This window comes from Jidongwangia harbinensis, assembly GCF_020216025.1.
In the GTDB taxonomy this organism is placed as follows: Bacteria; Actinomycetota; Actinomycetes; order Mycobacteriales; family Micromonosporaceae; genus Actinoplanes; species Actinoplanes harbinensis.
In genome coordinates, this window is sequence record NZ_JAIWNC010000008.1 from 204,664 (window position 1) to 227,935 (window position 23,272).

Sequence of the window (23,272 nt, forward strand, 5' to 3'; positions counted from 1 at the left end):
GGGACAACCCGATGGCGATGGTCGCGGACGTGCCGCCGTCCGCGGCGGGATCTTCGGCCGCCGGGATGCCGCCGCACGGCCCGGCCGTTCCGGGCCCGCTTGCGTCGTCCTCGGTCGCTCAGCCTCCGGTCGCTTCGTCTTTGTCTTCGGGCTCGGGTGGGACGGCGGCTGCGGGTGACGGCGCCACTCCGGTTGCCGCGCCGGACCCGGCCGCCGAGCCGGCGTCGGCCGCGTCCCCGGCCGCTGGTCCGGCTGTCGCGCCGGCTTCCGTGGCTGGACCGGCTTCTGCTGGTGGGCCGGCTTCCGTGGCTGGACCGGCTTCTGCTGGTGGGCCGGCTTCCGTGGCTGGACCGGCTTCTGCTGGTGGGCCGGCTTCCGTGGCTGGACCGGCTTCTGCCGGCGGACCGGCTTCTGGTGTCGGGCCGGCCTCTGCTGGCGGACCGGGTCCCGCGGCCGGGTCGGGTAAGCCCGGACCGGACCGGGCGGAGCCGCACAGCGGGAAGTCGAACGGGAGCAAGGACTCCGAGCCGGTGGAACGCCGATGAGTGCCGCCGACCCGGTCGACAACCTCGGCGACGCCGCCCGTCCCGGCACCGGGGAGGTCACCGCCACGGTGATCGTGAACGCACCGGCCGCCCGGGTCTTCGCCGCGTTCACCGCGTGGGAGAAGCAGTCCGAGTGGATCCCGTTCACCAAGGTGCGGGTGGTCGAGGGCGACGGCGGCGAGGGCAGCCTGGTGGAGGCGATCACCGCGCTCGGCCCGGCGGCGCTCCGCGACGAGATCCGGGTTCTGCGGGTCGACGCGCCGTACGAGGTCCGGGTCGTGCACTGCGGCACGGTGCTGCGCGGGCCGGGCTCGATGCGCTGCACGCCGATGGCCGGCGACCGTACCCAGGTGGTGCTGCACGAGTGGTTCCACCTGCCGAGCGGCGCGGCCGGCAAGATCGCGTGGCCGGTGCTCTGGCCGGGCTCGAAAATCGGCTTCACCGGTGCCTTGAAGAAGTTCGCCAAGCTGGTCGAGCAGGGCCGCCTGCCGTAGCGGTGCTTCGTGCGACGCCGGCCGGCCGCGAAGCACGACGAACCGGTCAGGCAGGTCGTGCCCGAACATGCGGCCGCCATTGCGGGGCTGGTGCCCGACGGCGTTGGCTTCGAGGATTGCGGCGAAGCTGGCCGGCGACGGCATAGTGGCCAAGAAGACTGCGCAGCGTCGGAGCCGCTGGCACCTCGGCCCTCGTCGCCCGTGCAGGATCACCCGTCGCCTGTGCTTCCGGCCGCCTGTGCTTCCGGCCGCTTGTGCTTCCGGCCGCTTGTGCTTCCGGCCGCTTGTGCTTCCGGCGGCCGCGATCTTGTGGACTCCGGGTCGTATATCGAGCACGGCTGCCTGACTCTCGGCCCTTTCGCCGGGATGCGCAGGCGGCCACGTGGCACGGCTTGCCCTGGCGGCGGCGCCCCGGCTCTATCGTTGCCTCGGCGTGTGGAGGAACGGCGCGCTGCCCGCCACAATCCGCCACGCTCTGCCACTGGGGCGCTGCGTGTGGAGGTGTGGCGCGCTCTGTGCCCGAAACCCCCACGCTCTGTTACCGCGGGCGCTGCGTGTGGAGGTGTGGCGCGCTCTGCGCCCGAAACCCCCACGCTCTGTTACCGCGGGCGCTGCGTGTGGAGGTCTGGCGCGCTCTGCGCCCGAAACCCCCACGCTCTGTTACCGCGGGCGCTGCGTGTGGAGGTCTGGCGCGCTCTGCGCCCGAATCGCCCACGCGCCCGCCACTGCGGGCGCTGCGTGTGGAGGTGCGGCGTGCGCTGCACCCGAACTCGCCACGCCCCGCCAAGCGCCGCTGGCGGAACGGCCGCGCTCCGCGCCCGAGAACTCCACGCGCCGCCACGCCAAGCACCCGCGCGTAGAGAATCGGCGCGCTCCGCACCCGGAAACCACACGAACTCCACACCGGCCACAGCGCACGCGACCCACCGGCGAGCATCACGCCGCCCCGCCACACTCCGATGATCCGGGAGTCGCGACATCCGGACGCTCGGCGCGCGGCGGCTATGGTCACCACCTGAAACCGATGAGTGAAGTAACCGCGAACCGGGAGAATTTGCCGTATCGGTCCGCGTGATGACCGGTGGATTCGCTCGGGACGGCCGCAGCAGGCGACTCCCGGCACTCCGGAGGCAGCCACGCCGGCCCTCGTGCCTCGTCGGGACAGGCGAACTTGTCGTACCCCGGCCCTACCGTGGTCGGCGTGGCGGACACTCTTGCGGACGGCCTGATCCTCGGCGCTGACGGACGGCCCCGGTGCTCCTGGGGCGCGAGCACCCCGGAATACACCACCTATCACGACACCGAGTGGGGCCAGCCGGTCCTGGGCGACGACGCCCTGTTCGAGCGGATGACGCTGGAGGCGTTCCAGTCCGGCCTGGCCTGGATCACCATCCTGCGAAAACGTGAGTCGTTCCGGCGCGCGTTCGCCGGCTTCGCGATCGACCGGGTCGCCGCGTTCTCGGACGCCGACGTGACCCGGCTGCTCGCCGACCCGGGCATCGTGCGCAACCGGATGAAGATCGAGGCAGCGCTGCAGAATGCCCGGGTAGCGGCCGACCTGCCGGACGGCCTGGCCCGGCTGCTGTGGTCGTTCGCACCGCCCCCGCGGCCACGCCCGGGCAGTGGCGCCGGGGTTCCCCCGCTGACCGCCGAGTCCACGGCCCTGGCCAAGGCGCTGAAGAAGCGTGGCTTCCGGTTCGTCGGCCCTACCACGGCCTACGCGTTGATGCAGGCCACCGGCATGGTCGACGATCACATCGAGGGCTGCTGCGTCCCACCCGTCGAGCGCCCGGAGGTGCCGTGATGTGATGGTGCGTATGGCGCAGTGGGCGGTGATCATTCCGGCGGACCGATGGGCGACCGAGCGGTTGTTCCACTCCGACACGCTGGTCCTGGCGGGTCTGCCCGCCGGTGACCCGCGGGCCGGAGACGACACCCCGGCCCTGACGGGCCAGCCTGCGAGTGGCACGTCGGCCGTAGCCGGCACGTCGGCGGTGGCTGGCACGTCGGCGGTGGCTGGCACGTCGGCGGTGGCTGGCACGTCGGCGGTGGTTGGCACGTCGGCCGTAGCCGGCGAGCGTGCTGAGGGCGGCACGCTGGCCTTGGGTGGACCGCAGGCCGGGGATGAAGTGCTGCTGATCGCCGGCGACGAGCCGCACGCGGTGGCACTGGGTCGGTTCACGTCCAGGAGCGAGATCGCCTACACCCGCCGCGCGTTCGACGAGCCGGCCCCGGTGGGCGACCTCAAGCTTGCCGAGCCGCTGACCGCGCTGACACCCGACCTGTTCCGCGAGGTGGCCGCCCGCCTCGGCGGTGACCGGGACCGCCGCACCTGGCTGGTCAGCGTAGACCTGCCGATCGAGGCGACCACCCCGGCCGAGGCGGTGCGCCAGTTCTGGTCCTACGTGCGCGAGCTGGGGCCGGCCGAGCTGCCGACGTTCGTCTGGCCGTCCGGCGACGAACTGGCCATGCAGGCGTTCGTGCTGGGCCAGGAGGCCAACCAGGACCCCGAGGAAGACGAAGACGACGACTGACCCTCCCTCCGGCTCCGCCGACCCGTGACCGGCCCCTGGACGGCCGAACCGATGGCGGTCCGTGAAGGCCCGGAAAGGCCGGGAGACGTAACGGAGCCCCGGAGGGTCGCTCCAGGGCTCCGTGCCGATCGTGGGTGGTCAGCCGCCGAGGCTGGACGCCGCGGACTGGATTGCCGAGGCGAAGTAGCTGACCTGGGCGTAGACGCCCGGCTTGTTCCGGCGGGCGCAACCGTCGCCCCAGCTCACGATGCCGACCTGGACCCAGGCGTTGGCGTCGTCCCGGCGGAACATCGGCCCGCCCGAGTCACCCTGGCAGGTGTCCACGCCGCCGGCCGTGTACCCGGCGCAGATCTCCGTCGCGGCGCTGACCTGGCCGTTGTACATCGTGCTCGAGTTGCAGGTGGAGTCGTTCACGAACGGCACCGTGGCCTTGAGCAGGTAGCGCTGCTGCGCGCCGCCCTCGCGGCTCGAGCCCCAGCCGGAGATGGTGAAGGTGCCGGTGTCGTAGGTGGTGTTGGTGGCGATGTTCAGGGTGGCCAGGCCGGTGACCGGGCTGGCCAGGCGGATCAGCGCCCAGTCGTGGCCGCTGCTGGAGTAGCCGGGGGCCCGGTACACGTAGTTCGACCGGCGGGTGATCCGGCTCGACGATTGCAGGTCGACCGTGCCGAGCGTCGCGGTGATGCTGCTGTTGGCGCCGGTCCGGCTGACGCAGTGTGCCGCGGTCAGCACCAGGGTCGGGCTGTACAGCGAGCCGCCGCAGCCCATCGAGAGTCGCACCATGAACGGGAACTCACCTTGCGCGGCGGTGGTGCCGCCGACCACCGAGGGGGACACCCCGCCGTTTCCGACGGGTGCTGCCGTGGCCGGTGCTGCGCTGACCAGCGTGCCCATTGTCGCTACCGTGAGCGCGGCCGCAGCCGTGCCCAGAAGAGTGCGCCACCTTGCCATCCGGTTCCTCCCCACCGAAGGTACGCCCGGTAGGACGTACGGCTTCTTGTTGCGGGAAGCGTCGCATCCACGGCGGTAGATGTCGCTATCTCAGCTGACTCATACCATCGACCGTGGAACCGGACAGCGGCTCAGCGGCCCTCGAACACCGGTCTCTGCTTGGCCACGAACGCGGACACCGCCTGCCGGTGGTCCTGGGTACGGCCGCAGATGGCCTGCGCCTGTGCCTCGGCGGCCAGGGCGTCGGACAGGGTGCCGGCGTCGCCGATGGACAGTTCCCGTTTGATCGCCCCGTACGCCACCGTGGGGCCGGCCGCGAGTCGGGCGGCCAGTTCCTGGGCGGCCGGGAGCACCTTCTCGTCGTCGTCCAGCAGCCGGGACAGCAGACCCATCTGGTACGCCGCCTCGGACCGCACCGGCTCGGCGAGCAGCAGCAACTCGACCGCCCGGGCGTGTCCCACGATCCGGGGCAGGGACCAGGTGACCCCGGTGTCGCCGGCGAGGCCGACGTTGGCGAACGCCATCAGGAACATGGTGGCCGGTCCGCCGATCCGGAAGTCGGCCAGCAGGGCCAGGGAGGCGCCCGCCCCGGCCGCGTTGCCCCGGACCGCCGCCACCACCGGCTTCGGCATGTTCGCCAGGCGCTGGGCGATCGGGTTGTAGTGCGCCCGTACCGTGTCCAGGTCGGTCTGTCCGCCCTCCAGGATGGCGGCGTGTTCGCGCAGGTCCTGGCCGACGCAGAAGGCCCGCCCGGCGCCCGCCAGCACGATCGCCCGGCAGGACCGGTCGGCCTCGAGTGACGCCAGCGTGTCCCGCAGCGCCTCCTTGAGTTCGACGTCCAGGGCGTTCATCGCGTCGGGGCGGTTCAGGGTGAGGGTGACGACCGCGTCGGTGCGGTCGACGAGCAGGCTGTCGGTCTTCGGTCGGGTGGCGGTCATGGATCAGAGAATCCCACACGTACGCGGGAAATCAGGACCGGCGCGGTGCCGGTGTCGCCAGGCAGCCGTCCACGTAGCGGTCCGCCGCCGGGCGGAGCCGGGTCGCGTGCCGGTCGAAGAAGCCGGCCGCGCTCGCCCCGGGCCAGCGCGGCGGCAGCAGCGAGGCGGGCAGATGCGGGTCGCGGAACAGGAACGAGCGCCAGGCGTGCACCAGGGTGAACCTCGCCGCGTACGCCTCCTCGTCGGTGCTCCGGGTGGTCACCGCGGTGACCAGGGGGCGCTGTTCGGCCACGAATCCGGCGTACGCCGATCCGATCCGGTCCAGGTCCCAGGCGCGGGCCACCAGGTCGGCGGCGCCCGGGGAGCCGGCGGCGTGGGTGGCGCTGAACCGTTCGTACCGGATGCCGATCTCGGCCAGGACGGCGTCGATCTCGTCGGACGGTCGCGGTGCCACCCAGGCGTCCTCGGCCAGCCGGCCGTATCCCAGGAAGGCGAGCCGGGTCGCGTCCCGCCTGGCCAGCGGGGCGCGCAGCAGGACCAGGTCGAACCGCCCGTCCCAGCCGGTGCGCCCGGTGCGGTAGACCCGGGCGGACGCCTCGTCCAGCCGGCGGGCCGCCTTGGGGGTGAGCAGATAGCCCGGGCCGGACAGCAGCCGGAGCGGATGCAGCCAGCCCTGGCGCACCATCCGGGACACCGCGGTGCGGACCGCCGGCGGGGCGATACCGAGCGGCGCCAACAGCTTGACGAGGGCGGACACCGGTGCGCGACCGCCGCGCGAGCGCAGGTAATCGCCGTACAGGTCGAAGAGAGCAGACCGCGCCTGCATGACCGCACATTGTGACAGCCCAAAAGGCGATATGCTAGACGCTGTCACATCCGCCCGGGCTGGGTTTGGGTTCGCCGGTGTTCATCAGGGAAAATGTTTGATCGGCACGGTGGGCCGGACCGCGGTGGCACGCGGTAGGGCCTTCACGGCCGCCGGTCGGATAGGGGCATTGACGTCGCGCGGGGCTGAGCGCGTGACGTCGATGCCGGGGCACGACGAAGAGCAAGTGGCTGTGGGGCAACCCACCGACCCTGATGTAAGTCTGAGGGGAGACAAGATGGCGGCGATGAAGCCGCGGACGGGCGATGGTCCGCTGGAGGTCACCAAGGAAGGGCGCGGCATCGTGATGCGTGTGCCGCTGGAGGGTGGTGGCCGTCTCGTCGTTGAGATGACTCCGGACGAGGCCAACGCACTCGGTGACGCGTTGAAAGCGATCGTCGGCTGACGTTCACGCAAGCCCGCCGGTACGGTACCTCCGTGCCGGCGGGCTTTCCATGTCCGAAGCGAAAGGCCATCCTCCCGTGTTCGCCATTCACCTGACCTCCTCCGCCACGGATGGCACTCGCGTGCTGGCCGTGGGTGCGGAAGGGCCGTTGTCCGCCGATCTGACCGACGAGGTGGCCGAACTGTGCCGCACCGCCGACGACCCGGGCCGGGCCGGTGCCGTACAGGTGCTGCCGCGTCCACTGCGTACCCCGGCCAGGGTGGTGGTCGTCGGCGTCGGTGCCGCCGACCCGGCGGGCTGGCGTGCGGCCGGAGCGGCTGCGGTCCGGGCCGCCCGGAGTGACGAGAAACTGCAGGTGGTGGTGCCGCCGCAGACGTCGCCGGAGGCGGTCCGCGCGCTGGCGGAAGGCGCCTGGCTGGCCGGCTACCGATATCGTGACGCCCCGGACGGACCCCGGTCCGCCGAGGTGGACCTGATCACCGACGATGCCGGCCACGCGCCGGCACTGGACCGGGCCCGCGCGCTCGCGCAGGCGGTCTGGTGGGCCCGGGACCTCACCAACGCGCCGGCCTCGATCAAGAACCCGCCGTGGTTCGCCGACCAGGTGGTGGCCGAGGCGGCCACCCGGCCGGGCCTGACCGTCACGGTCCGCGGGCCGGACGAGCTCGCCGCCGAGGGCTTCGGCGGCATCCTGGCGGTCGGCGGCGGCTCCGCCACGCCGCCCCGCCTGGTCGAACTCTCCTGGCGGCCGGACGGCGCGACCCGGCACGTGGTGCTGGTCGGCAAGGGCGTCACGTTCGACACCGGCGGAATCTCGATCAAGCCGCGCGAGTCGATGAAGCTGATGCGGAAGGACATGGGCGGCGCGGCCGCGGTGCTCGGCGCCACGTTCGCGGCCGCCGACCTGGGGCTGCCGGTGCGGATCACCACGCTGGCGCCGCTGGCGGAGAACGCGGTGAGCGGGTCGGCGTTCCGCCCGGGCGACGTGATCACCCACTACGACGGCACGACCAGCGAGAGTACGAACTCCGACGCCGAGGGCCGGCTGGTGCTGGCGGACGCGCTGGGCTACGCGGTGGCCCGGCTCGACCCCGACGTGGTCGTCGACGTGGCCACGCTGACCGGGGCGAACGCGGTCGCCCTGGGCAAGGGCATGGCGGCGCTGTACAGCCACGACGACGACCTGGCGGCGGCGCTGACCGCCGCGGGCGACGCGGCCGGCGAGCGGATGTGGCGGCTCCCGTTGCCCGAGGACTACCTGGAGTACCTGCACAGTGACATCGCCGACCGGCACAGCTCGCCGGCCCGCGGTGCGGCCTCGGTGGTCGCCGCGCTGTACCTGCGCGAATTCCTCGGTGACCGGGTGGACCGGTGGGCACATCTGGACATGTCCGCGCCGTCCTGGGCCGACGCCTCCGACGGCGATCTCACCAAGGGCGCGACCGGCTGGGGCGTCCGGACGCTGGTCGCCTGGCTCGGCGCGCTGGGCCGCTGAGCGGCTAGCGCTTCACCGCGGCGAGCAGGCCCGCCCCGGACGGTACGAGCGCCGAGATCCACTCCTCCGACTCGCGGATCGTCTTGAGCGTGTCCCGAATGGTGACGGTCTCGACGTCCCGCGCGGCCGGGTCGCCGATCCGGCCGCCGGCCAGCGCACCGTTGACGATCAGCACACCGCCTCGGCGCAGCAGCCGCAGCGCCGCCTCCGCGCAGGCGCCGAACTCGGTGGCGTCCGCGTCCACGAACACCAGGTCGTAGACCCCGTCGGCGAGGCGCGGCAGGACGTCCAGCGCGCGGCCGGTGATGATCCGGGTACGCGACGCCGCGAAGCCGGCCTCCAGGAAGATACGCCGGGCGATCCGCTGGTGTTCGTGCTCCACGTCGATGGTGGTCAGGACGCCGTCCGCGCGCATGCCGCGGAGCAGCCAGACGCCGCTGACCCCGGTGCCGGTGCCGATCTCCACCACCGCCTTGGCGCTGCCCGCGGCGGCCAGCATCCGCAGCACCGCGCCGGCGCCGGGGGTGACCGCGGTCAGCCCGAGTTCGAGCGCGAGCCCGCGGGCGGTCTGCAGGACGATGTCCTCGGTGGCGTACGCCTCGGTGAAGACCAGCGACTGCGCGGTCGGCGTTCCGAAGGGCCGGGATGCGGTGACGATGACGAGCCCCTCTCCAGCGGGATGCGCGGGCCGGAACCGGTGCACATCGGGTATGAGACTAGAAGCGGTGGTTCCGGCGCGTGCACCGGGTCGACCGACTCACCGGCGTCACCGTCTCAGTGGGCGGATGGACTCCGGCGATCCGTGTCATCCTGGATGCGGGACGAGGCTTGGCCGGGACGAGTGGAGGCACCGACGTGACCGACGGCTGGAACGGGCACCGGCCTCCGTCGTCGCCCGCATCGAGCGGGCCGGCGGCGGGTTCGCCCTGGTGGTCCGATGCGCTCGCGGACCCGTGGCGGGATCCGTACGCGCCGTCCGCCGTGGTGGTGCCGACCGCTCCGGTCAGCACCGGACCGGAACCGGAGCGGGTGACCGACCCGGACGCGCCGCGCCGCGGGCCGATGGGCACGATCCTGGTGGTGTGCCTGGTCACAGCGCTGCTCGCCGGCGGCCTGGGCGGCACCCTCGGGTACGTCTTCGCGGTCCGCGCCGGGGTCGGCCCGGGCACCGCGCTGGGCGCGCCCGAGCAGGACGCCCCGCCGGCCGCCAACCGGGCACCGGAGTCGCTCGCCGCGGTCGCCGACCGGGTCATGCCGAGCGTGGTGACGGTCCGGGTCAGCGGCGCGATCGGTTCCGGGTTCGTGGTCTCGCCGGAGGGCTATGTGATCACCAACGATCACGTGGTCGAGGGCGCCGACGACACCCTGTCGGTGGCGTTCAGTGACGGGTCCACGGCGAGCGCCACGCTGGTGGGCCGCGACCCCGAGTCGGACATCGCGGTGATCAAGGTCGCCCGGTCCAATCTCACGCCGGTCGAGCTGGGCGACTCCGACCAGATCGCGGTGGGCGATCCGGTGCTGGCGTTCGGCTCGCCGCTGGCCCTGGTCAACACGGTCACCTCGGGCATCGTGAGCGCGCTGGACCGCACCATCCAGGCCGGCGAGCCGGGCGGCACCACCCGCTACTACGCGGCCATCCAGACCGACGCCGCGGTCAACCAGGGCAACTCCGGCGGCCCGCTGGTCGACGCGGCCGGCCGGGTGATGGGCGTGAACTCGGTGATCCGCTCGGTCGGCGGCGCCGACACCCAGGCGGGCAACATCGGCCTGGCCTTCGCCATCCCGATCAACCAGGCCCGCCGGGTGTCCGAGGACATCATCGACACCGGCAAGGCCCGCCGTACGGTGATCGGCGCCGAGGTCTCCACCGGCGGCACCGGCTCCTCCGGCGGCGCGCGGCTGCGGTCGGTGCAGTCGGCCGGTCCGGCGGCCACCGCCGGGCTCAAGGCCGGCGACGTGATCACCAAGATCGACGGGCACGTGCTGGAGGACGGCACCGACCTGATCGCGCTGGTCCGCAAGTACGCGCCCGGCGCCACGGTCGCGGTCGAGTTCCGGCGGGGCACCGGCCGGGAGACCGCCTCGGTGGTTCTGGCCGCCGACGCCAAGTGACGTTCCCGGCCCTGCTTGCGTACGCTGGGCGCCGGGACCTGAGGGAGGCCGTGCCATGTTCAACAATCTGAACGGCTGGGAGATCGTCGCGTTGGTCCTGGTGGCGCTGCTGATCTTCGGCGAGCGCCTGCCCAAGGTCATCGGCGACGGGCTCCGGATGCTGCGCGGGTTGCGGGCCATGGCGCAGAACGCGACCACCGACCTGAGCCGCGAACTCGGCACCGACATCCAGCTGCAGGACCTGCACCCGAAGGCGTTCATCCGCAAGCACCTGCTGAGCGAGGACGAGGAACAGGCCATCCGCAAGCCGCTGCAGGGCCTGTTCGACGACGTGAAGACGGACCTCAACGGTGTGAAGGCGGACCTGGAGGACGTGGCCTCGGCCGCCGACCTGAAGTCGCGCCGCGACGACGCCGCCGACTCCGCGGTGCAGGTCGCGAAGCCGAGCCGGACGTACGACGCGGACGCGACCTGACCGGGGCCGGTCCTCCTAACGCTTGGTGGTGACGCTGAGGCCGAGCGGCTTGCCGACCAGCGACTCGCGCCGGACGGCCAGTTTCGCCGCCACCGCGTCCAGTGCCTTCGCGGCCGGCGCGTCCGGGGTGGCCAGCACGATGGGTGTCCCGCCGTCGCCGGCCTCGCGCACCCGGGTGTCCAGCGGGATCTGACCCAGCAGCGGCACCGAGGCGCCGACCGTCCGGGTCAGCGAGTCCGCCACGGTCTGCCCGCCGCCGGCGCCGAAGACCTCCATCCGGGAGCCGTCGGGCAGCTCCAGCCAGGACATGTTCTCCACCACGCCGACCAGCCGCTGATGGGTCTGCAGCGCGATCGCCCCGGCCCGTTCGGCCACCTCGGCGGCCGCGGTCTGCGGGGTGGTGACCACCAGGATCTCCGCGTTCGGCAGCAGCTGGGCCAGGGAGATCGCCACGTCACCGGTGCCCGGCGGCAGGTCGAGCAGCAGCACGTCCAGCTCGCCCCAGTAGACGTCCGCGAGGAACTGCTGCAGCGCGCGGTGCAGCATCGGGCCGCGCCACACCACGGCGGCGTTCCCGGCGGTGAACATGCCGATCGAGATGACCTTCACGCCGTGCGACTGCGGCGGCATGATCATGTCCTCGACCCGGGTGGGCCGGCCGTCCACGCCCAGCATGCGGGGCACCGAGTGGCCGTAGATGTCCGCGTCCACCACGCCCACCGAGAGCCCCCGCCGGGCCAGTGCGGCCGCCAGGTTGACCGTCACGCTGGACTTGCCCACGCCGCCCTTGCCGCTCGCCACCGCGTACACCCTGGTCCGGGAGCCCGGCTGGGCGAACGGAATGACCGGCTCCTCGGCCTGGCCACCGCCGCGCAGGCTGGCCTGCAGCGCCTTGCGCTGCTCCTCGGTCATCACCCCGAAGTCGATCTCGGCGCCGGTGATGCCGGGAATGGTGGTGACGGCCGCGGTGATGTCCGTGGTCAGCTTGTCGCGCAGCGGGCAACCGGCCACGGTGAGCAACAACTCGACCTTGACCACGCTGCCGATGACGGTGAAACCCTTGACCATGCCGAGGTCGGTGATCGGCCGGCGGATCTCGGGGTCGTCGACGGTGGCGAGGGCGGCCTGGATCGCATCCTCGAGGGTGGGCGCTGGGGCTGACATGCGGTCAATGCTACTTCCGCGTCAGGGGCGGTCCGCCTCCCACTCCTTGCGATCCTCCTCCCACTCCCTGCGCTCCAGCTTCTGCCGCCGGGCCGCCGCCTCGTCCAGCTCGTCGGCCAGCCGGGCCAGCTCGGAACGCAGGTAGTCGCGGGTCGCCACCTCGCCGACCGCGATCCGCAGCGAGGCGATCTCCCGGGCCAGGAACTCGGTGTCCGCCTTCTGCATGGCCGCGCGGCGCCGGTCCTCCTCCATCGCCAGCCGGTCTCGGTCGGTCTGCCGGTTCTGCGCGAGCAGGATCAGCGGCGCCGCGTACGACGCCTGCAGGGACAACAGCAGGGTCAGGAACGTGAACGTGTACGGGTCGAAGGCCCACGGCTCGGGCATCAGCGTGTTCCACAGGAACCACGCCGCGATCACCATCGTCATCCAGACGATGAACTTCGCCGTACCCATGTAGCGGGCGATGCTCTCCGACCACCGGCCGAACGCCTCCGGATCGAAGCGGGGCAGCCGCACGCGACCCGGCTGCACCGGCTGGTCCAGCCGATCGCGGCGGTCCCGCCGCGGGTCCGGCGCGCTCATCGGTGATCATCCTCGAGCCAGGGGGTGCTGCCGCCCGCGTCCGCGGTGGCCGCGGCGATCCGCGCGGCCAGGCCGATGTCCGCGGGCATGTCCCGGTCCCGCCAGTCCCTCGGCAGCGAGTGGTCCAGCACGTCGTCGACCGTCACCGCGCCGACCAGCCGGTGGGAGGCGTCGACCACCGGGATCGCGACCAGGTCGTAGGTCGCCATCCGCCGGGTGACCTCGGTCAGGTCGGTGTCCGGGTGCAACGGGTCCAGGCCACTGTCCACGATGCCGCCCAGGATCGCCGCCGGCGGCTCCCGCAGCAGCCGCTGGAAGTGCACCATGCCGAGGTACTTACCGGTCGGCGTGGCCATCGGTGCCCGGGCCACGAACACCTGAGCGGCGACCACCGGCGGCAGCTCCGGCTCCCGGATCCGGGCGAGTGCCTCGGCCACCGTGGCGTCCGGCGTCATGATCACCGGCTCGGACGTCATCACGCTGCCCGCGGTGCCCGGCTGGTAGCTCATCAGCTGGCGCACCGGCGCCGCCTCGTCCGGCTCCATCAGGTCCAGCAGCACCTGCTGTTCGGCCTTGGGCAGCTCGGCGAGCAGGTCGGCGGCGTCGTCCGGGTCCATCCGTTCCAGCACGTCGGCGGCCCGCTCCCGGTCCAGCCGGATCAGGATCTCCACCTGGTCGTGCTCGGGCAACTCCTCCAGCACGTCGGCGAGCCGCCGGTCGTCCAGCGCGGCGGCCACCTCATTACGGCGGGCGTCCGGCAGATCCTGCAGCGCGTTGGCCATGTCGGCCGGACGCATCTGGTCGAGCAGCGCCAGCAGGTTGGAGGTGCCCTGGGTGTCGGTGGGACCGACCAGGCCGCGGACCCGGTCGTACTCCACCTGGTACAGATGGCCGCGCCGGGCCAGCCGGCCGGTGTGTTCCTGCACGGCGACCCGGGTGATCAGCCACTCGTTGTTGCGGTTGAGTTCCATGCCGAGGTCCACCACGGTGCCGGACTGGCCCGGCCCGGACCCGCCCTCCGGCGTCACGGTGACCCGGCGGTCCAGCAGGTCGCCGAGCACCAGCAGCTCGTTCGGGCGCTTCTCGAACCGGCGCAGGTTCAGCGTGCCGGTGCTGAGCACCACGGCCTCGGCATCCATCGACGTCACCCGGCCGATCGGCAGGAAGATCCGCCGGCGCAGCGCCATCTCGGCCACCAGCCCGACCACCTGCGGCGGCCGGCTGCTGGTGCGCAGGCGGACCACCGCGTCGCGGATGCGGCCGACCCGGTCGCCGTTGGGGTCGAACACGGGCAGCGCGGCAAGCCGCGCGAGGTAAACCCTGGTGCCCATGCTCACCGTCTCAGCCTAGGTTAGGGTCCGGGCATGTCCACCTTGGCGTACGAGATCGTCGACGTGTTCACCGACCGGCCGTTCGCCGGGAACCCGCTGGCCGTGGTGTTCGGCGCCGAGGCGCTGGCCGGGGACCAGATGCAGACACTGGCCCGCGAATTCAACCTTTCGGAGACGGTGTTCGTGCTGCCACCGTCGACGCCGGGCACCGCGACGTACCGGGCGCGCATCTTCACCCCCAACGCGGAACTGCCGTTCGCCGGCCACCCCAGCGTGGGCACCGCGGTCACCGTCGTCCGCCGCGGTCTCGCCCAGCCGGGCCCGGTGATCCAGGAATGCGGCGCCGGCCTGCTGCCCATCGAGGTCACCGACACCGGCCGGGCCACCCTCACCGGTGGCACGCCGACGCTGGGCGAGGAGATCGACCCGGAACCGCTGCTGGCCATGGTCGGCCTCACCGCCGCCGACCACGCGGGCCTGGCCGCCCCGCGCCGCGCCGGGTGCGGGCTGGAGTTCCACTTCCTTCCGGTACACCGCTCCGCGCTCGCCCGGGCCACCGGGGCGGACCCGGTCGCCGCGGCGCGGATCGGGGTACCGCAGATCAGCGTGTTCGCCTGGGACGACGAGACACACACCGGGTACGCGCGGGTGTTCTGCCCCGGCGTGTCCGTCCCGGAGGACCCGGCGACCGGCTCGGCGGCGCTCGGGCTCGGGGTGTGGCTGGTGGCGAACGGCTTGCTGCCGGCTGCGGGCGTCTCGTCCTACGCGGTTCACCAGGGCATCGAGATGCACCGGCCGTCGCTGCTGGAGTGCACGGTCACCGCGGCCGACGGGATGGCGGTGTCGGCGACCGTGGCCGGCCACGTGGTCCCGATCGCCCGCGGAGACATCGCCGTGCCGCCCTTCGTCGGCTGACCCGCCCGGCCGCCCGGCTCTGTGAGTGGGTGTTGTCCAGTGGTGGCGGGTGGCTGCGTGGCGCCGAGGGTCGGTCCGGCGTTCGCTGCGCCGGAAGTGCTCGCGCCAAGGTCGTGGCGGCGGGCACTGTCGTGGGCGTGCCCATACCCGTGGCCTTGCGGGTCGCCCGCGCCCTGAGGATCCGTGGGGAGTCGCGGTGTGGCGGGTGGCGGGTGCGGGATCGGGGTGCGGTCGGTGCCGTTATTCCTCACGCCCGGTCGTGGGGCGGTGGTCTGTGTGGTGCCGGGGTGCGGTCGGTGCCGCTATTTCCCACGCCCGGTCGTGGGCCGGTGGTCTGTGTGGCGCTGGGGTGCGGTCGGTGCCGCTATTTCCCACGCCCGGTCGTGGGCCGGTGGTCTGTGTGGCGCTGGGGTGCGGACGGCGCCGTAACCCCCCACGCCCGGTCGTGGGCCGGCGGTCTGTGTGGTGCCGGGGTGCGGTCGGTGCCGCTATTTCCCACGCCCGGTCGTGGGCCGGTGGTCTGTGTGGCGCTGGGGTGCGGACGGAGCCGCAACTCCCCACGCTTCGGCCGGTCGGTGGACTGCGGACGCGGTCGCGCGCCAGACCTGACGGGCGCACCGGCGGACGAGGGCACCACTGCGCACGACCTCCCGGCCCTCCGGTCACTTTTCGTCGATCTTGGACTTGTGGTGCCGGTTTGTCGGTGCGATGCGGCTTTTGTTCCCACCACAACTCCAAGATCGGCGGAGCCGGGGCAAACCGGCTGGGCTTGACCCGTGGTGATGGCGGAGCTCGCGGTGGGGCGGAAGGTCAACGAGGGCGGCGGACGCGGTGCAGCCGGAACGGGCGCCGGACCGGAACCCGCGCGGGGGACTCTCGCGGCGGCGCCGCCTGGGCGTCGGCCGAGAGGTCCGGCCGGGACACCGCGGGCTCGGGCGCCGGCGTCAGCCGGACGATCGCGCAGCCCTCGGTGACCCACCGGGCCACCAGGTCCTCGGCCGTGCCGGCGGCGTTCAGGCGCTTGCCGGCCAGCTGCGGGGCCACGGCGGCCCAGTCTTCGCTGCCCGGCAGCACCCGCTGCACCACCGCGTCCCACACCACGATCAGGCCGCCGGTGTCGCCGCGCAGGCGGACCGTGGTGCGGTCGGCCTCGGCCAGTCCCGGCGCGCTCTGCTCGCCGGGACCCGTCACCACCAGCAGCGAGCCGTCCAGGGGCAGGCACCACAGGGCCACGGCCGGCCGGTCCGCGACCGTCACCCAGGCCACGGCCGCCTTCTTGATCGCCTCGTCGACCACAGCTGACGTCACGATCGCATCCTTCCACGTCCGGCGGCGGCTGCCGGTTCCGGCGGTCAGACCAGGGCGGGGGAGCGGTCGAGCAGGGTCACCACGTCGGTCAGCGACCGTACCGCCAGGCCGTGGAATGCGGTGTCGCGGTCGAACACCAGGTGGTCGCTGAGGTCGGGGGCGTCCAGCCGGACCGGGGTCATGCCGACCGCCGCCGCCCCGGTGAGTTCGCGGCTGCCGCCGTCGCCGACGTACAGGCAGGACTCGGCCGGGACGCCGAGCCGGTCGCACGCCTCCAGATAGATTGCCGGGTCGGGTTTGCAGACGCCGACCTGCACCGAGAACACCTGGGCGTCGAGCAGCGGCGCCACCGGCAGGCCGGGCAGGAACTCGGGCAGCTCGTGGGTGCAGTCGCTGACCAGGGCGGTGGCCAGGCCGCGTGCCTTGATGGCGGTGAGGGCGCTCACCGCGTCCGGCCGGAGCCGGGTGTCCGCCTTCAGGGCATCCACCCGCGCGGGTACGGCCTCTTCCAGCTCAGCGGGCCGGGGGTGGGCACCGGCCTGCTCGGTGACCCATCGTAGGGTGGCGACGGCCGACCCGAACGTGCCGCGCGCGCGGGAGTGGAAGGTGCGGTCCAGGACCCCCCGGACGACCTCCGGATCGCAGCCCAGGCGGCGGGCGATTTCGGCGTGCTGAGGGCCACGCCGGACGGATCGGGTGAGCGTGCCGAAAAAGTCGAAAACCACGGCACGGTACGCGGGCACAGGGGATCAGCCTCCCGGGGCTTCAAGGGGGGGTACGCGGTGAGGAACGGCCGCCAGCGTAGCGAGCGGTTCACTTTCCGTTCAACAAGCCGGGATGGATGGTTCTGCACAAAGCGACGGCGGGGGAGGAAACATGCGTTCGCACCGTTCCGGGCCCGCCTGGCTCACCGCCGCCGCGCTGACCGTGGCCGTCCTCGCGGTGGCGTCATCCGCGCCGCTGATCGCCTTCGCGGCGGCTCCCGCGCTGGCCATCGCGTTCTGGCGCAACGCGCTCGCCGCGGTGGCGCTGACACCGGTCGCCGCCGGCCCGCGCCGCTCCGAGGTCCTCGACGTGACCCGCGGCGGCCGGCGCCGCGACGGGGTGCTGTGCGTGCTGGCGGGCGTCGCGCTGGCCGCCCACTTCGGCACCTGGATGCCCAGCGTGCAGCTCGGCTCGGTGGCCACCGCGACCGCGTTGGTCGCCACCCAGCCGGTGTGGCAGGGGCTGATCGCCGCCGCGCAGGGACGGCGTCCGCCGGTGGCCGTGTGGGTCGGCATCGCGCTGGCGGTGGGCGGTGCGGCCTGGGCCACCGGCGCCGATTTCGGGGTCTCGGTGCAGGCCGTCCTGGCGGACGTACTGGCGCTGATCGGCGGCGCGGCCGCGGCCGTCTACACGGCACTGGGTGAGCGGGCCCGGGCCCGGCTCAGCACCACCACGTACACCTGGATCTGTTATGGCACCTGCGCCGTGCTTCTCGGCGTGGTCTGCCTGGTGGCACGCCTGCCGCTGGCCGGCTACGGCATGACCACCTGGGCGGCGATCCTCGGCCTGGTGGTGGGCGCGCAGCTGCTCGGGCACTCGATGTTCAGCTACGCGCTGCGCCGGACCACGGCGACCACGGTGAGCGTGCTGATCCTGCTGGAGGTGCCGGGCGCGGCACTGCTCGCCTGGGCCTGGCTCGGGGAGGTGCCGCGACCGATCGTGCTGCCCGGTCTGGGCCTGCTGCTGGCCGGGGTCGCGGTGGTGATCCTCGGCGGCGGATCGCGGGAGAAGCGGGCGCCGGAGGCGTCCCTGGCGGACGCGGCCGACCCGGTCTGAGCCGGTCGGCGGTCTGCGTCGTTGCACACGACGAGGCCGCCCACCGGCCACCGGCGTGAGCCTGGCGGATCGGTGCGGTTCCCGGTAGAGAGGGGGGATGCGATGCGCCTCGATCAGCTCCGGACCGGCCCGCTGGGCCGGCTCCTTCTCACGGCGGTGCTGGTGACCAGCGCCTGCGAGCCGGCCGGGCAGCCGGAGCCGGTGGGTCTCACCGGCGGGTGGGCCACCGCGGGATGCGAGCTGGCGCGCCGGCCGGAGACCGTCACCGTGGGCGGCCGGGCGATGCTGGTCACCCCGCCGGCGCTGGCCGCAGCGATGGCCCGGATCGAGGAGGGCGGCCGGGCCGACTTCGCGGACAGCTACGCGGGGCTCGAGGTGAACCAGGAACACGTACGCGCGGTCGTCTACCGGGTGCCGTCCGCCGCGTTCGACGACTTCATCCGGCGCGCTGCCGAGGACACCTGCGTGCTGGTCCGCGATGCGGCACACGCCCGGGCCGAACTGGTCGGCTGGCAGGAGCGCGTCGCCGCGGACCTGGATGCCTGGGCCGGGGCCGGCGTGCCGATCGCCACGGTCGGCGCCCGGCACGACGGCGCCGGCGTGGAGGTGGGCACCCCGGACGTGTCCCGTACCCGCCGTGCGCTGACCGCCCGCTACGGCCGCACCGCGCCGCTGATCTTCGTCGAGCAGGGCGCGGTGACGCCGCTGTCCGCTCCGCCACCGCCGGACGGTCCGCCCACCGCCCCGCAGCCGGGCGGCTGACGCCCGGCTAGGTGTTGTTGTTGTTCTCGCTGACCACGATCAGCGTGATGACGGCCGCGGCGAGCAGCACGGTGATCGCGACCATCGACCATCCGACGATGACTCCGGCCAGCGCCAACCCGCTCCCGCCGGCGCCGGTGTTCCGGATCCGGCGGCGGCTCACGTGCCCCATGATCGCGCCGACCAGGCCGAGCAGCCCGCCGATGCCGGACGCGCACAGCCCCAGGACGGACACGCAGGACACCACCAGCGAGGCGATCGCCAGGCCGTCGGTGGGTTGCTGCGGAGGATGTCCCGGATGTGCCGGATAGGGGTGCGGGCCGACATATCCATAGTCGTACGGGTAGTTCTGCGGGGGCGCGTCCGTGCCGAAGCCGTACGGATCTCCGGTCGGCGGCCCGCCGGTGTTCGGCCGATATGGATCTGTCATGGCTCTGTCCCCCGTCCGAACCGCGATGTCGCCCGTCAGGGTAGACACTGCTGTCACGCAGGGTGAGGCGCCCGGCGTGCGGGTGCTTCCGGGCACACGTACGGTGCGCCACGTCGACGGCGATGTTTGCCCCGGGTGCCGGGACCGGGCAGGATCGCCGCATGGTCTTCGACGCCCGTTCCGTCAGCGGCAGCCGGTCGCGGCGGGACGCCACCCGCCCCGCCGCCGGCCGCCGCCCCCGCACCACCGCGTCCAGCGCCGACGCGGACCTCGCCCCCTCCGAGCCGGGCGTTCCCCTCGCCGGGACGGCCGCGACGTTCGACGATCCCGAGCCGGAGGCCGACGAGGGCCCGGTCACCCTGCGGCTGGACGGGAAGGTCGCGCTGATCACCGGCGCGGGCAGCCCGGACGGCATCGGGTACGCCACCGCGCGCCGCCTGCGTGACCTGGGCGCCCGGGTGGCGATCGTGTCCACTACGCGGCGTATTCACGAGCGCGCTGCGGAACTCGACGTGACCGGCTTCGTCGCGGACCTCACCGACGAGTCCGAGGTGGGTGCGCTGGCCGACGCGATCACCGATGCGCTCGGCGACGTGGAGGTGCTGGTGAACAACGCCGGCCTGGCGAGCCGGGCCAGCCCCGAGGTGCTCCGGCCGGTCGCCCAGCTGACGTACGACGAGTGGCGTTCCGAGATCGACCGCAACCTGAGCACGGCGTTCCTGTGCAGCCGTGCGTTCGTCGGCGGCATGGCCGAGCGGGGCTGGGGCCGCATCGTCAACCTGGCCGCCACGGCCGGGCCGGTCAACGCGTTGCCGACCGAGGCCGCGTACGCCGCCGCCAAGGCCGGGGTGGTCGGTCTCACCCGCGCGCTCGCCATGGAACTGGTCGCGGACGGCGTCAACGTCAACTGCGTCGCGCCCGGCACCATCTACACCGCGGCGTCCACGGTGACCGAGATCAAGCAGGGTCTGGGTACGCCGATCGGCCGCCCGGGCACGCCGGACGAGGTCGCCGCCGCGATCGCGTTCCTCTGCTCGCCGGCCGCGTCGTACATCACCGGGCAGATGCTGGTGGTGGACGGCGGCAACAGCGTCCGTGAGGCCCAGTTCCGCTGACCGTGCGCGGCCGGCCGGGTATGCGACCCGGCCGGCCGGCGCGGGTCAGTACGTGCTGCCCGAGTTCGAACTCACGATCACGATCACGACCACGTAGAACACGCACGCCGCCACGGACAGGCCGGTGAAGATGTAGCCGAGCCACAGTCCCGCCGTGGTGAGGCCCCAACCCTGCTCACCGGACGCCTTGATCTGCTTGCGGGCGATGTGGCCCAGGAAGATCGCGGCCGGGGCGAAGATGAACGCGAACACCAGGGACAGGATCGCCATGGTGTTGGTCGGTGCCACGCCCCCGTACGGCGGTTGGGGCTGGCCGGTGTAGGGCGGCCCGGAGTACGGCGACTTCCCCGCCTCCGGCTGACCGTAGTAGGGCTGGCCGCTGGACGGTTGACCGTAGGGCGGCGGGTACGGCTGACCACTGGACGGTGCGCCGCTCGCCGGAGCCGCATAGGGATCCTGGGCGTACGGGCTCGTCGGGTCGTGGGGTTGCCCGTACGGCTGCTGGGGCTGATATGGGTCAGGCGTACCGCCGGACGGCGGGTAGGTCATGTCGGTCCTCCTCGTTCATCCGGCACCGTACTAGTCGGAGGGGTGAACCGGAGGCCCCGTCGGGCGTGTGTAGGCAGGTTGTGACCTGCATCGTCCGTTCGGTGGGGTCAGGGCAGCCGGGTCAGACCACCGACGGCGCGCTCCACCGCGAGACAGCGGTCCTCGACGTAGTCGAGTCCGGCCTCGGTGGCGATCCGGCGCGCCTCCGCGGACACGATCCCGCTCTGCAGCCACACCGCCGGCGCGTTGATCGCCACGGCCTGGCGCACGATCTCCACCGCGTCCGCGGCCGGCCGGAAGATGTCCACGAGGTCCACCGGCTCGCCGATGTCGGCCAGCGTCGGCACGGTCTTGACGCCGAACACCTCGTCGGCGAACGGGTTCACCGGGATGATCTTCCAGCCGTGCCGGAGCATCTGCAGCGGCACCGAGTGCGACGGCTTCCACGACTCCCGCGAGGCACCGACCACCGCGATGACGGCGGCGTCCGCCAGGATCTGCTGAGGGCTCCTCATCCGTCGACTCTAACCGTGCCGCCGGCCGGTCACAGCAGGGTGAGCTGCTCGGTGGCGCGGCCGGTCGCCTCGGACGGCACCGTGCGGGCCTCGCCGGGGGTGGCGCGGTGCAGGCCGTGCCGGCGGGCGGCCATGCGCACCCGGGCACCGAGTTCGTCCTGGTAGGCCCGCGGCAGGTAGGAGCCGCCGCGGTACAGCTCGCGGTAGCGGGCCGCCAGGTGCGGATGGTGCCGGGTGAGCCAGGCCGCATACCACTCGCGGGCACCGGGACGCAGGTGCAGCCCCAGCGCGGTGACGCTGGTGGCGCCGGCGGCGGCGATCGCGGCAACGGTGGCCTCGATCGACTCGTCGGTGTCGGTGAGGCCGGGCAGGATCGGGGCCATCAGCACACCGACGTCGAAGCCGGCGTCGGTCAGCGCGCGGACCGCGTCGAGGCGGCGGCGCGGGCTGGGCGTGCCGGCCTCCACCGAGCGCCACACCGCCTCGTCGAGGAAGCCGACCGAGAACGACAGGCCGACCCGGGTCACCGCCGCCGCCTGCTTGAGCAGCTCCAGGTCGCGCAGGATCAGCGTGCCCTTGGTGAGGATGGAGAACGGGTTGGCGAAGTCCCGCAGCGCGGCCAGGATCTGCGGCATCAGGCGGTACCGGCCCTCGGCGCGCTGATAGACGTCGACGTTGGTGCCCATGGCCAGGTGTGCACCGGTCCACCTCGGCGCGGCCAGCTCCCGGCGCACCAGCTCGCCCGCGTTGACCTTGACGACCACCTTGCTGTCGAAGTCGTGGCCCGAGTCGAAGTCCAGGTAGGTGTGCGTGTTGCGGGCGAAGCAGTTGTGGCTGACCACGCCGTCGGCCACGAAGTCGCCGGTCCCGGTGCTGATGTCGAACAGCGGGAGGGTGAGGCCGAGCGGCTCGATGTCGACCACGGTGAGCTGGCCGTCGCTGCGGACGCCGATGCCGGAGGCGTCGAGCGGAGCGTCCGGTACCCCGGTGAGGTGCCGGAACCGCAGCGCCGCCCACAGGTCGCGGACCGTCTCGACGGAGCCGGGCAGGTCGGCCGCGCCGGTGCTGGGCCGGGATGGGCGGCGGCTGGGCACACCCAGCCGGGTGAGCGCGTCGGTGACCCGGCGCAGGAACATCTCGTCGCGGCTCGTGAAGACCACGGCCAGCCGGTCGGTGTGGCCGGTGGACCCGAACGCGCCGGCCAGGAAGCCGCGGTGCCACTCGCCGGCGGGGTGTTCCGGCCAGCGCAACGCCTCGTGCAACGGGACGTCGGCGAGGTATCCGTCGGCCCGGATCCAGGCGTCGCCCTCCTGCGGCGGACGGTCGCCGAGCGCCGCGTCGCCGCGGATCAGCCCGCAGAGAAAACCGGCCTGGTATTCCGGTGACTCCTTGGGTGACTCGGCGAAGTGGCCCACGCCGAACATCCGGTCGCCCACGGCCAGGGCCGGACAGCCGGGCCTGGCCGGGCTCACGTGGCGCCACCCGCGGCCGGTGAGGAACCGGTGCTCGCCGCCGGCCACCAGCCGGGTGCCGTCGGCCAGGGTCACCCGGAACGCCGGCTTGGCCGTGGACCAGTGGTCGAGCACGGTGGTGGGCACGTAGCGCCGATGGCGGCCGGCGCCGACCGTGCCCATCACCGCGTCACCGGCGCGCAGGTCGGCCAGCGGCCGGGTGCTGCCGTCGGCCATCAGCACCGGCGTGTCGCCGGCCAGGCAGTAGGTGCAGGAGTGCGAGCAGCCGCGATACGGGTTGATCGTCCACTCGAACGGCACCCGCGAGGTGCCGGGCACCCGGTTGATGATGGATTTCGCCCGGATCTCGTAGAACGTGATGCCCGCGAAACCCGGCGTGTCGAACGTCCGGACGGTGGCGTCGGGCAGCGCCAACGGCAGGGGTGGAGCCGCCGGCGCTGCCCTGTCCGGGAGCGAGCCGCCGTCGACCGGGGCCGACAGGTTGGACCATCGCATG

At 73.0% G+C, this 23,272-nt stretch carries 24 protein-coding genes; 11 read left to right on the forward strand and 13 right to left on the reverse strand.

Annotated features, from left to right (window positions below):
* Window positions 1-541 precede the first annotated feature (541 nt).
* The 3 genes from LDL48_RS13000 (at window position 542) to LDL48_RS13010 (ending at window position 3,573) form a co-directional block, all read left to right on the forward strand.
* Window positions 542-1,039 (forward strand): SRPBCC family protein, encoded by a 498-nt coding sequence (locus tag LDL48_RS13000; protein WP_225255326.1) that lies wholly within the window; start codon window positions 542-544, stop codon window positions 1,037-1,039.
* A gap of 1,201 nt (window positions 1,040-2,240) precedes the next feature.
* Window positions 2,241-2,843 (forward strand): DNA-3-methyladenine glycosylase I, encoded by a 603-nt coding sequence (locus tag LDL48_RS13005; protein WP_225255327.1) that lies wholly within the window; start codon window positions 2,241-2,243, stop codon window positions 2,841-2,843.
* Between the two features lie 4 nt (window positions 2,844-2,847).
* Window positions 2,848-3,573 carry a hypothetical protein gene (locus LDL48_RS13010; RefSeq protein WP_225255328.1) on the forward strand — a complete coding sequence of 242 codons (726 nt, stop codon included), beginning with the start codon at window positions 2,848-2,850 and terminating at the stop codon, window positions 3,571-3,573.
* 138 nt (window positions 3,574-3,711) lie between these two features.
* Here the strand turns inward: LDL48_RS13010 and LDL48_RS13015 are convergent, their stop codons facing one another.
* The 3 genes from LDL48_RS13015 to LDL48_RS13025 form a co-directional block, all read right to left on the reverse strand.
* Window positions 3,712-4,521 carry a S1 family peptidase gene (locus LDL48_RS13015; RefSeq protein WP_255628054.1) on the reverse strand — a complete coding sequence of 270 codons (810 nt, stop codon included), beginning with the start codon at window positions 4,519-4,521 and terminating at the stop codon, window positions 3,712-3,714.
* A gap of 131 nt (window positions 4,522-4,652) precedes the next feature.
* A complete protein-coding gene (locus LDL48_RS13020; RefSeq protein ID WP_225255330.1) occupies window positions 4,653-5,459 on the reverse strand; it encodes an enoyl-CoA hydratase-related protein in 807 nt (268 codons plus the stop codon).
* Between the two features lie 31 nt (window positions 5,460-5,490).
* Window positions 5,491-6,285, reverse strand: a complete 795-nt coding sequence (locus LDL48_RS13025) for a PaaX family transcriptional regulator (protein WP_225255331.1) — start codon at window positions 6,283-6,285, stop codon at window positions 5,491-5,493.
* Between the two features lie 277 nt (window positions 6,286-6,562).
* On the opposite strand from LDL48_RS13025, the gene LDL48_RS13030 reads away from it, so the two are divergent.
* A complete protein-coding gene (locus LDL48_RS13030) occupies window positions 6,563-6,730 on the forward strand; it encodes a DUF3117 domain-containing protein (RefSeq protein WP_189078542.1) in 168 nt (55 codons plus the stop codon).
* A gap of 49 nt (window positions 6,731-6,779) precedes the next feature.
* Complete coding sequence (locus LDL48_RS13035) at window positions 6,780-8,225, forward strand: leucyl aminopeptidase family protein (protein ID WP_372472121.1); 1,446 nt, start codon at window positions 6,780-6,782, stop codon at window positions 8,223-8,225.
* Between the two features lie 4 nt (window positions 8,226-8,229).
* Here LDL48_RS13035 and LDL48_RS13040 read toward each other — a convergent pair whose 3' ends face one another.
* Complete coding sequence (locus tag LDL48_RS13040; protein ID WP_225255451.1) at window positions 8,230-8,838, reverse strand: O-methyltransferase; 609 nt, start codon at window positions 8,836-8,838, stop codon at window positions 8,230-8,232.
* A 242-nt stretch (window positions 8,839-9,080) separates the two neighbouring features.
* Between LDL48_RS13040 and LDL48_RS13045 the strand changes: the two genes are divergently transcribed.
* The gene (locus tag LDL48_RS13045) at window positions 9,081-10,337 is read left to right on the forward strand and encodes a S1C family serine protease (protein ID WP_225255333.1); all 1,257 of its coding nucleotides are present in this window, start codon (window positions 9,081-9,083) and stop codon (window positions 10,335-10,337) included.
* A 55-nt stretch (window positions 10,338-10,392) separates the two neighbouring features.
* Window positions 10,393-10,812, forward strand: a complete 420-nt coding sequence (locus LDL48_RS13050; protein ID WP_225255334.1) for a Sec-independent protein translocase subunit TatB — start codon at window positions 10,393-10,395, stop codon at window positions 10,810-10,812.
* A gap of 15 nt (window positions 10,813-10,827) precedes the next feature.
* Here the strand turns inward: LDL48_RS13050 and LDL48_RS13055 are convergent, their stop codons facing one another.
* Genes LDL48_RS13055 through LDL48_RS13065 form a run of 3 tightly spaced genes read right to left on the reverse strand, consistent with a single transcriptional unit; the run spans window position 10,828 to window position 13,895 of the window.
* Window positions 10,828-11,976, reverse strand: coding sequence for an Mrp/NBP35 family ATP-binding protein (locus LDL48_RS13055; RefSeq protein ID WP_225255335.1), 1,149 nt, complete (start codon window positions 11,974-11,976; stop codon window positions 10,828-10,830).
* A gap of 21 nt (window positions 11,977-11,997) precedes the next feature.
* Complete coding sequence (locus tag LDL48_RS13060) at window positions 11,998-12,558, reverse strand: DUF1003 domain-containing protein (RefSeq protein WP_225255336.1); 561 nt, start codon at window positions 12,556-12,558, stop codon at window positions 11,998-12,000.
* The gene (locus LDL48_RS13065) at window positions 12,555-13,895 is read right to left on the reverse strand and encodes a magnesium transporter MgtE N-terminal domain-containing protein (protein ID WP_225255337.1); all 1,341 of its coding nucleotides are present in this window, start codon (window positions 13,893-13,895) and stop codon (window positions 12,555-12,557) included. Before LDL48_RS13065 ends, LDL48_RS13060 begins: the two co-directional genes overlap by 4 nt.
* A 27-nt stretch (window positions 13,896-13,922) precedes the next feature.
* On the opposite strand from LDL48_RS13065, the gene LDL48_RS13070 reads away from it, so the two are divergent.
* A complete protein-coding gene (locus LDL48_RS13070; protein WP_225255338.1) occupies window positions 13,923-14,804 on the forward strand; it encodes a PhzF family phenazine biosynthesis protein in 882 nt (293 codons plus the stop codon).
* An 810-nt stretch (window positions 14,805-15,614) separates the two neighbouring features.
* On the opposite strand, the gene LDL48_RS13075 is transcribed toward LDL48_RS13070, so the two are convergent.
* On the reverse strand, window positions 15,615-16,112 hold the full coding sequence (locus tag LDL48_RS13075; protein WP_225255339.1) for a hypothetical protein: 498 nt from the start codon (window positions 16,110-16,112) through the stop codon (window positions 15,615-15,617).
* 44 nt (window positions 16,113-16,156) lie between these two features.
* On the reverse strand, window positions 16,157-16,855 hold the full coding sequence (locus LDL48_RS13080) for an HAD family hydrolase (RefSeq protein WP_225255340.1): 699 nt from the start codon (window positions 16,853-16,855) through the stop codon (window positions 16,157-16,159).
* Between the two features lie 133 nt (window positions 16,856-16,988).
* Between LDL48_RS13080 and LDL48_RS13085 the strand changes: the two genes are divergently transcribed.
* Together LDL48_RS13085 and LDL48_RS13090 are read left to right on the forward strand one after the other, a co-directional pair.
* Window positions 16,989-17,933 (forward strand): DMT family transporter, encoded by a 945-nt coding sequence (locus LDL48_RS13085; RefSeq protein WP_225255341.1) that lies wholly within the window; start codon window positions 16,989-16,991, stop codon window positions 17,931-17,933.
* A 102-nt stretch (window positions 17,934-18,035) separates the two neighbouring features.
* Window positions 18,036-18,695, forward strand: coding sequence for a hypothetical protein (locus LDL48_RS13090; RefSeq protein ID WP_225255342.1), 660 nt, complete (start codon window positions 18,036-18,038; stop codon window positions 18,693-18,695).
* A 7-nt stretch (window positions 18,696-18,702) separates the two neighbouring features.
* On the opposite strand, the gene LDL48_RS13095 is transcribed toward LDL48_RS13090, so the two are convergent.
* On the reverse strand, window positions 18,703-19,125 hold the full coding sequence (locus LDL48_RS13095) for a DUF4190 domain-containing protein (RefSeq protein ID WP_225255343.1): 423 nt from the start codon (window positions 19,123-19,125) through the stop codon (window positions 18,703-18,705).
* A gap of 161 nt (window positions 19,126-19,286) precedes the next feature.
* On the opposite strand from LDL48_RS13095, the gene LDL48_RS13100 reads away from it, so the two are divergent.
* Window positions 19,287-20,240 carry an SDR family NAD(P)-dependent oxidoreductase gene (locus LDL48_RS13100; protein WP_225255344.1) on the forward strand — a complete coding sequence of 318 codons (954 nt, stop codon included), beginning with the start codon at window positions 19,287-19,289 and terminating at the stop codon, window positions 20,238-20,240.
* A gap of 45 nt (window positions 20,241-20,285) precedes the next feature.
* Here LDL48_RS13100 and LDL48_RS13105 read toward each other — a convergent pair whose 3' ends face one another.
* From LDL48_RS13105 to LDL48_RS13115, 3 genes are all read right to left on the reverse strand, one after another.
* Window positions 20,286-20,789 carry a DUF4190 domain-containing protein gene (locus LDL48_RS13105; protein ID WP_225255345.1) on the reverse strand — a complete coding sequence of 168 codons (504 nt, stop codon included), beginning with the start codon at window positions 20,787-20,789 and terminating at the stop codon, window positions 20,286-20,288.
* A gap of 107 nt (window positions 20,790-20,896) precedes the next feature.
* Window positions 20,897-21,304 carry a CoA-binding protein gene (locus tag LDL48_RS13110; RefSeq protein ID WP_225255346.1) on the reverse strand — a complete coding sequence of 136 codons (408 nt, stop codon included), beginning with the start codon at window positions 21,302-21,304 and terminating at the stop codon, window positions 20,897-20,899.
* Window positions 21,305-21,333: 29 nt separating this feature from the next.
* A complete protein-coding gene (locus LDL48_RS13115) occupies window positions 21,334-23,271 on the reverse strand; it encodes an intein-containing Rv2578c family radical SAM protein (RefSeq protein WP_225255347.1) in 1,938 nt (645 codons plus the stop codon).
* Window position 23,272: the final 1 nt, after the last annotated feature.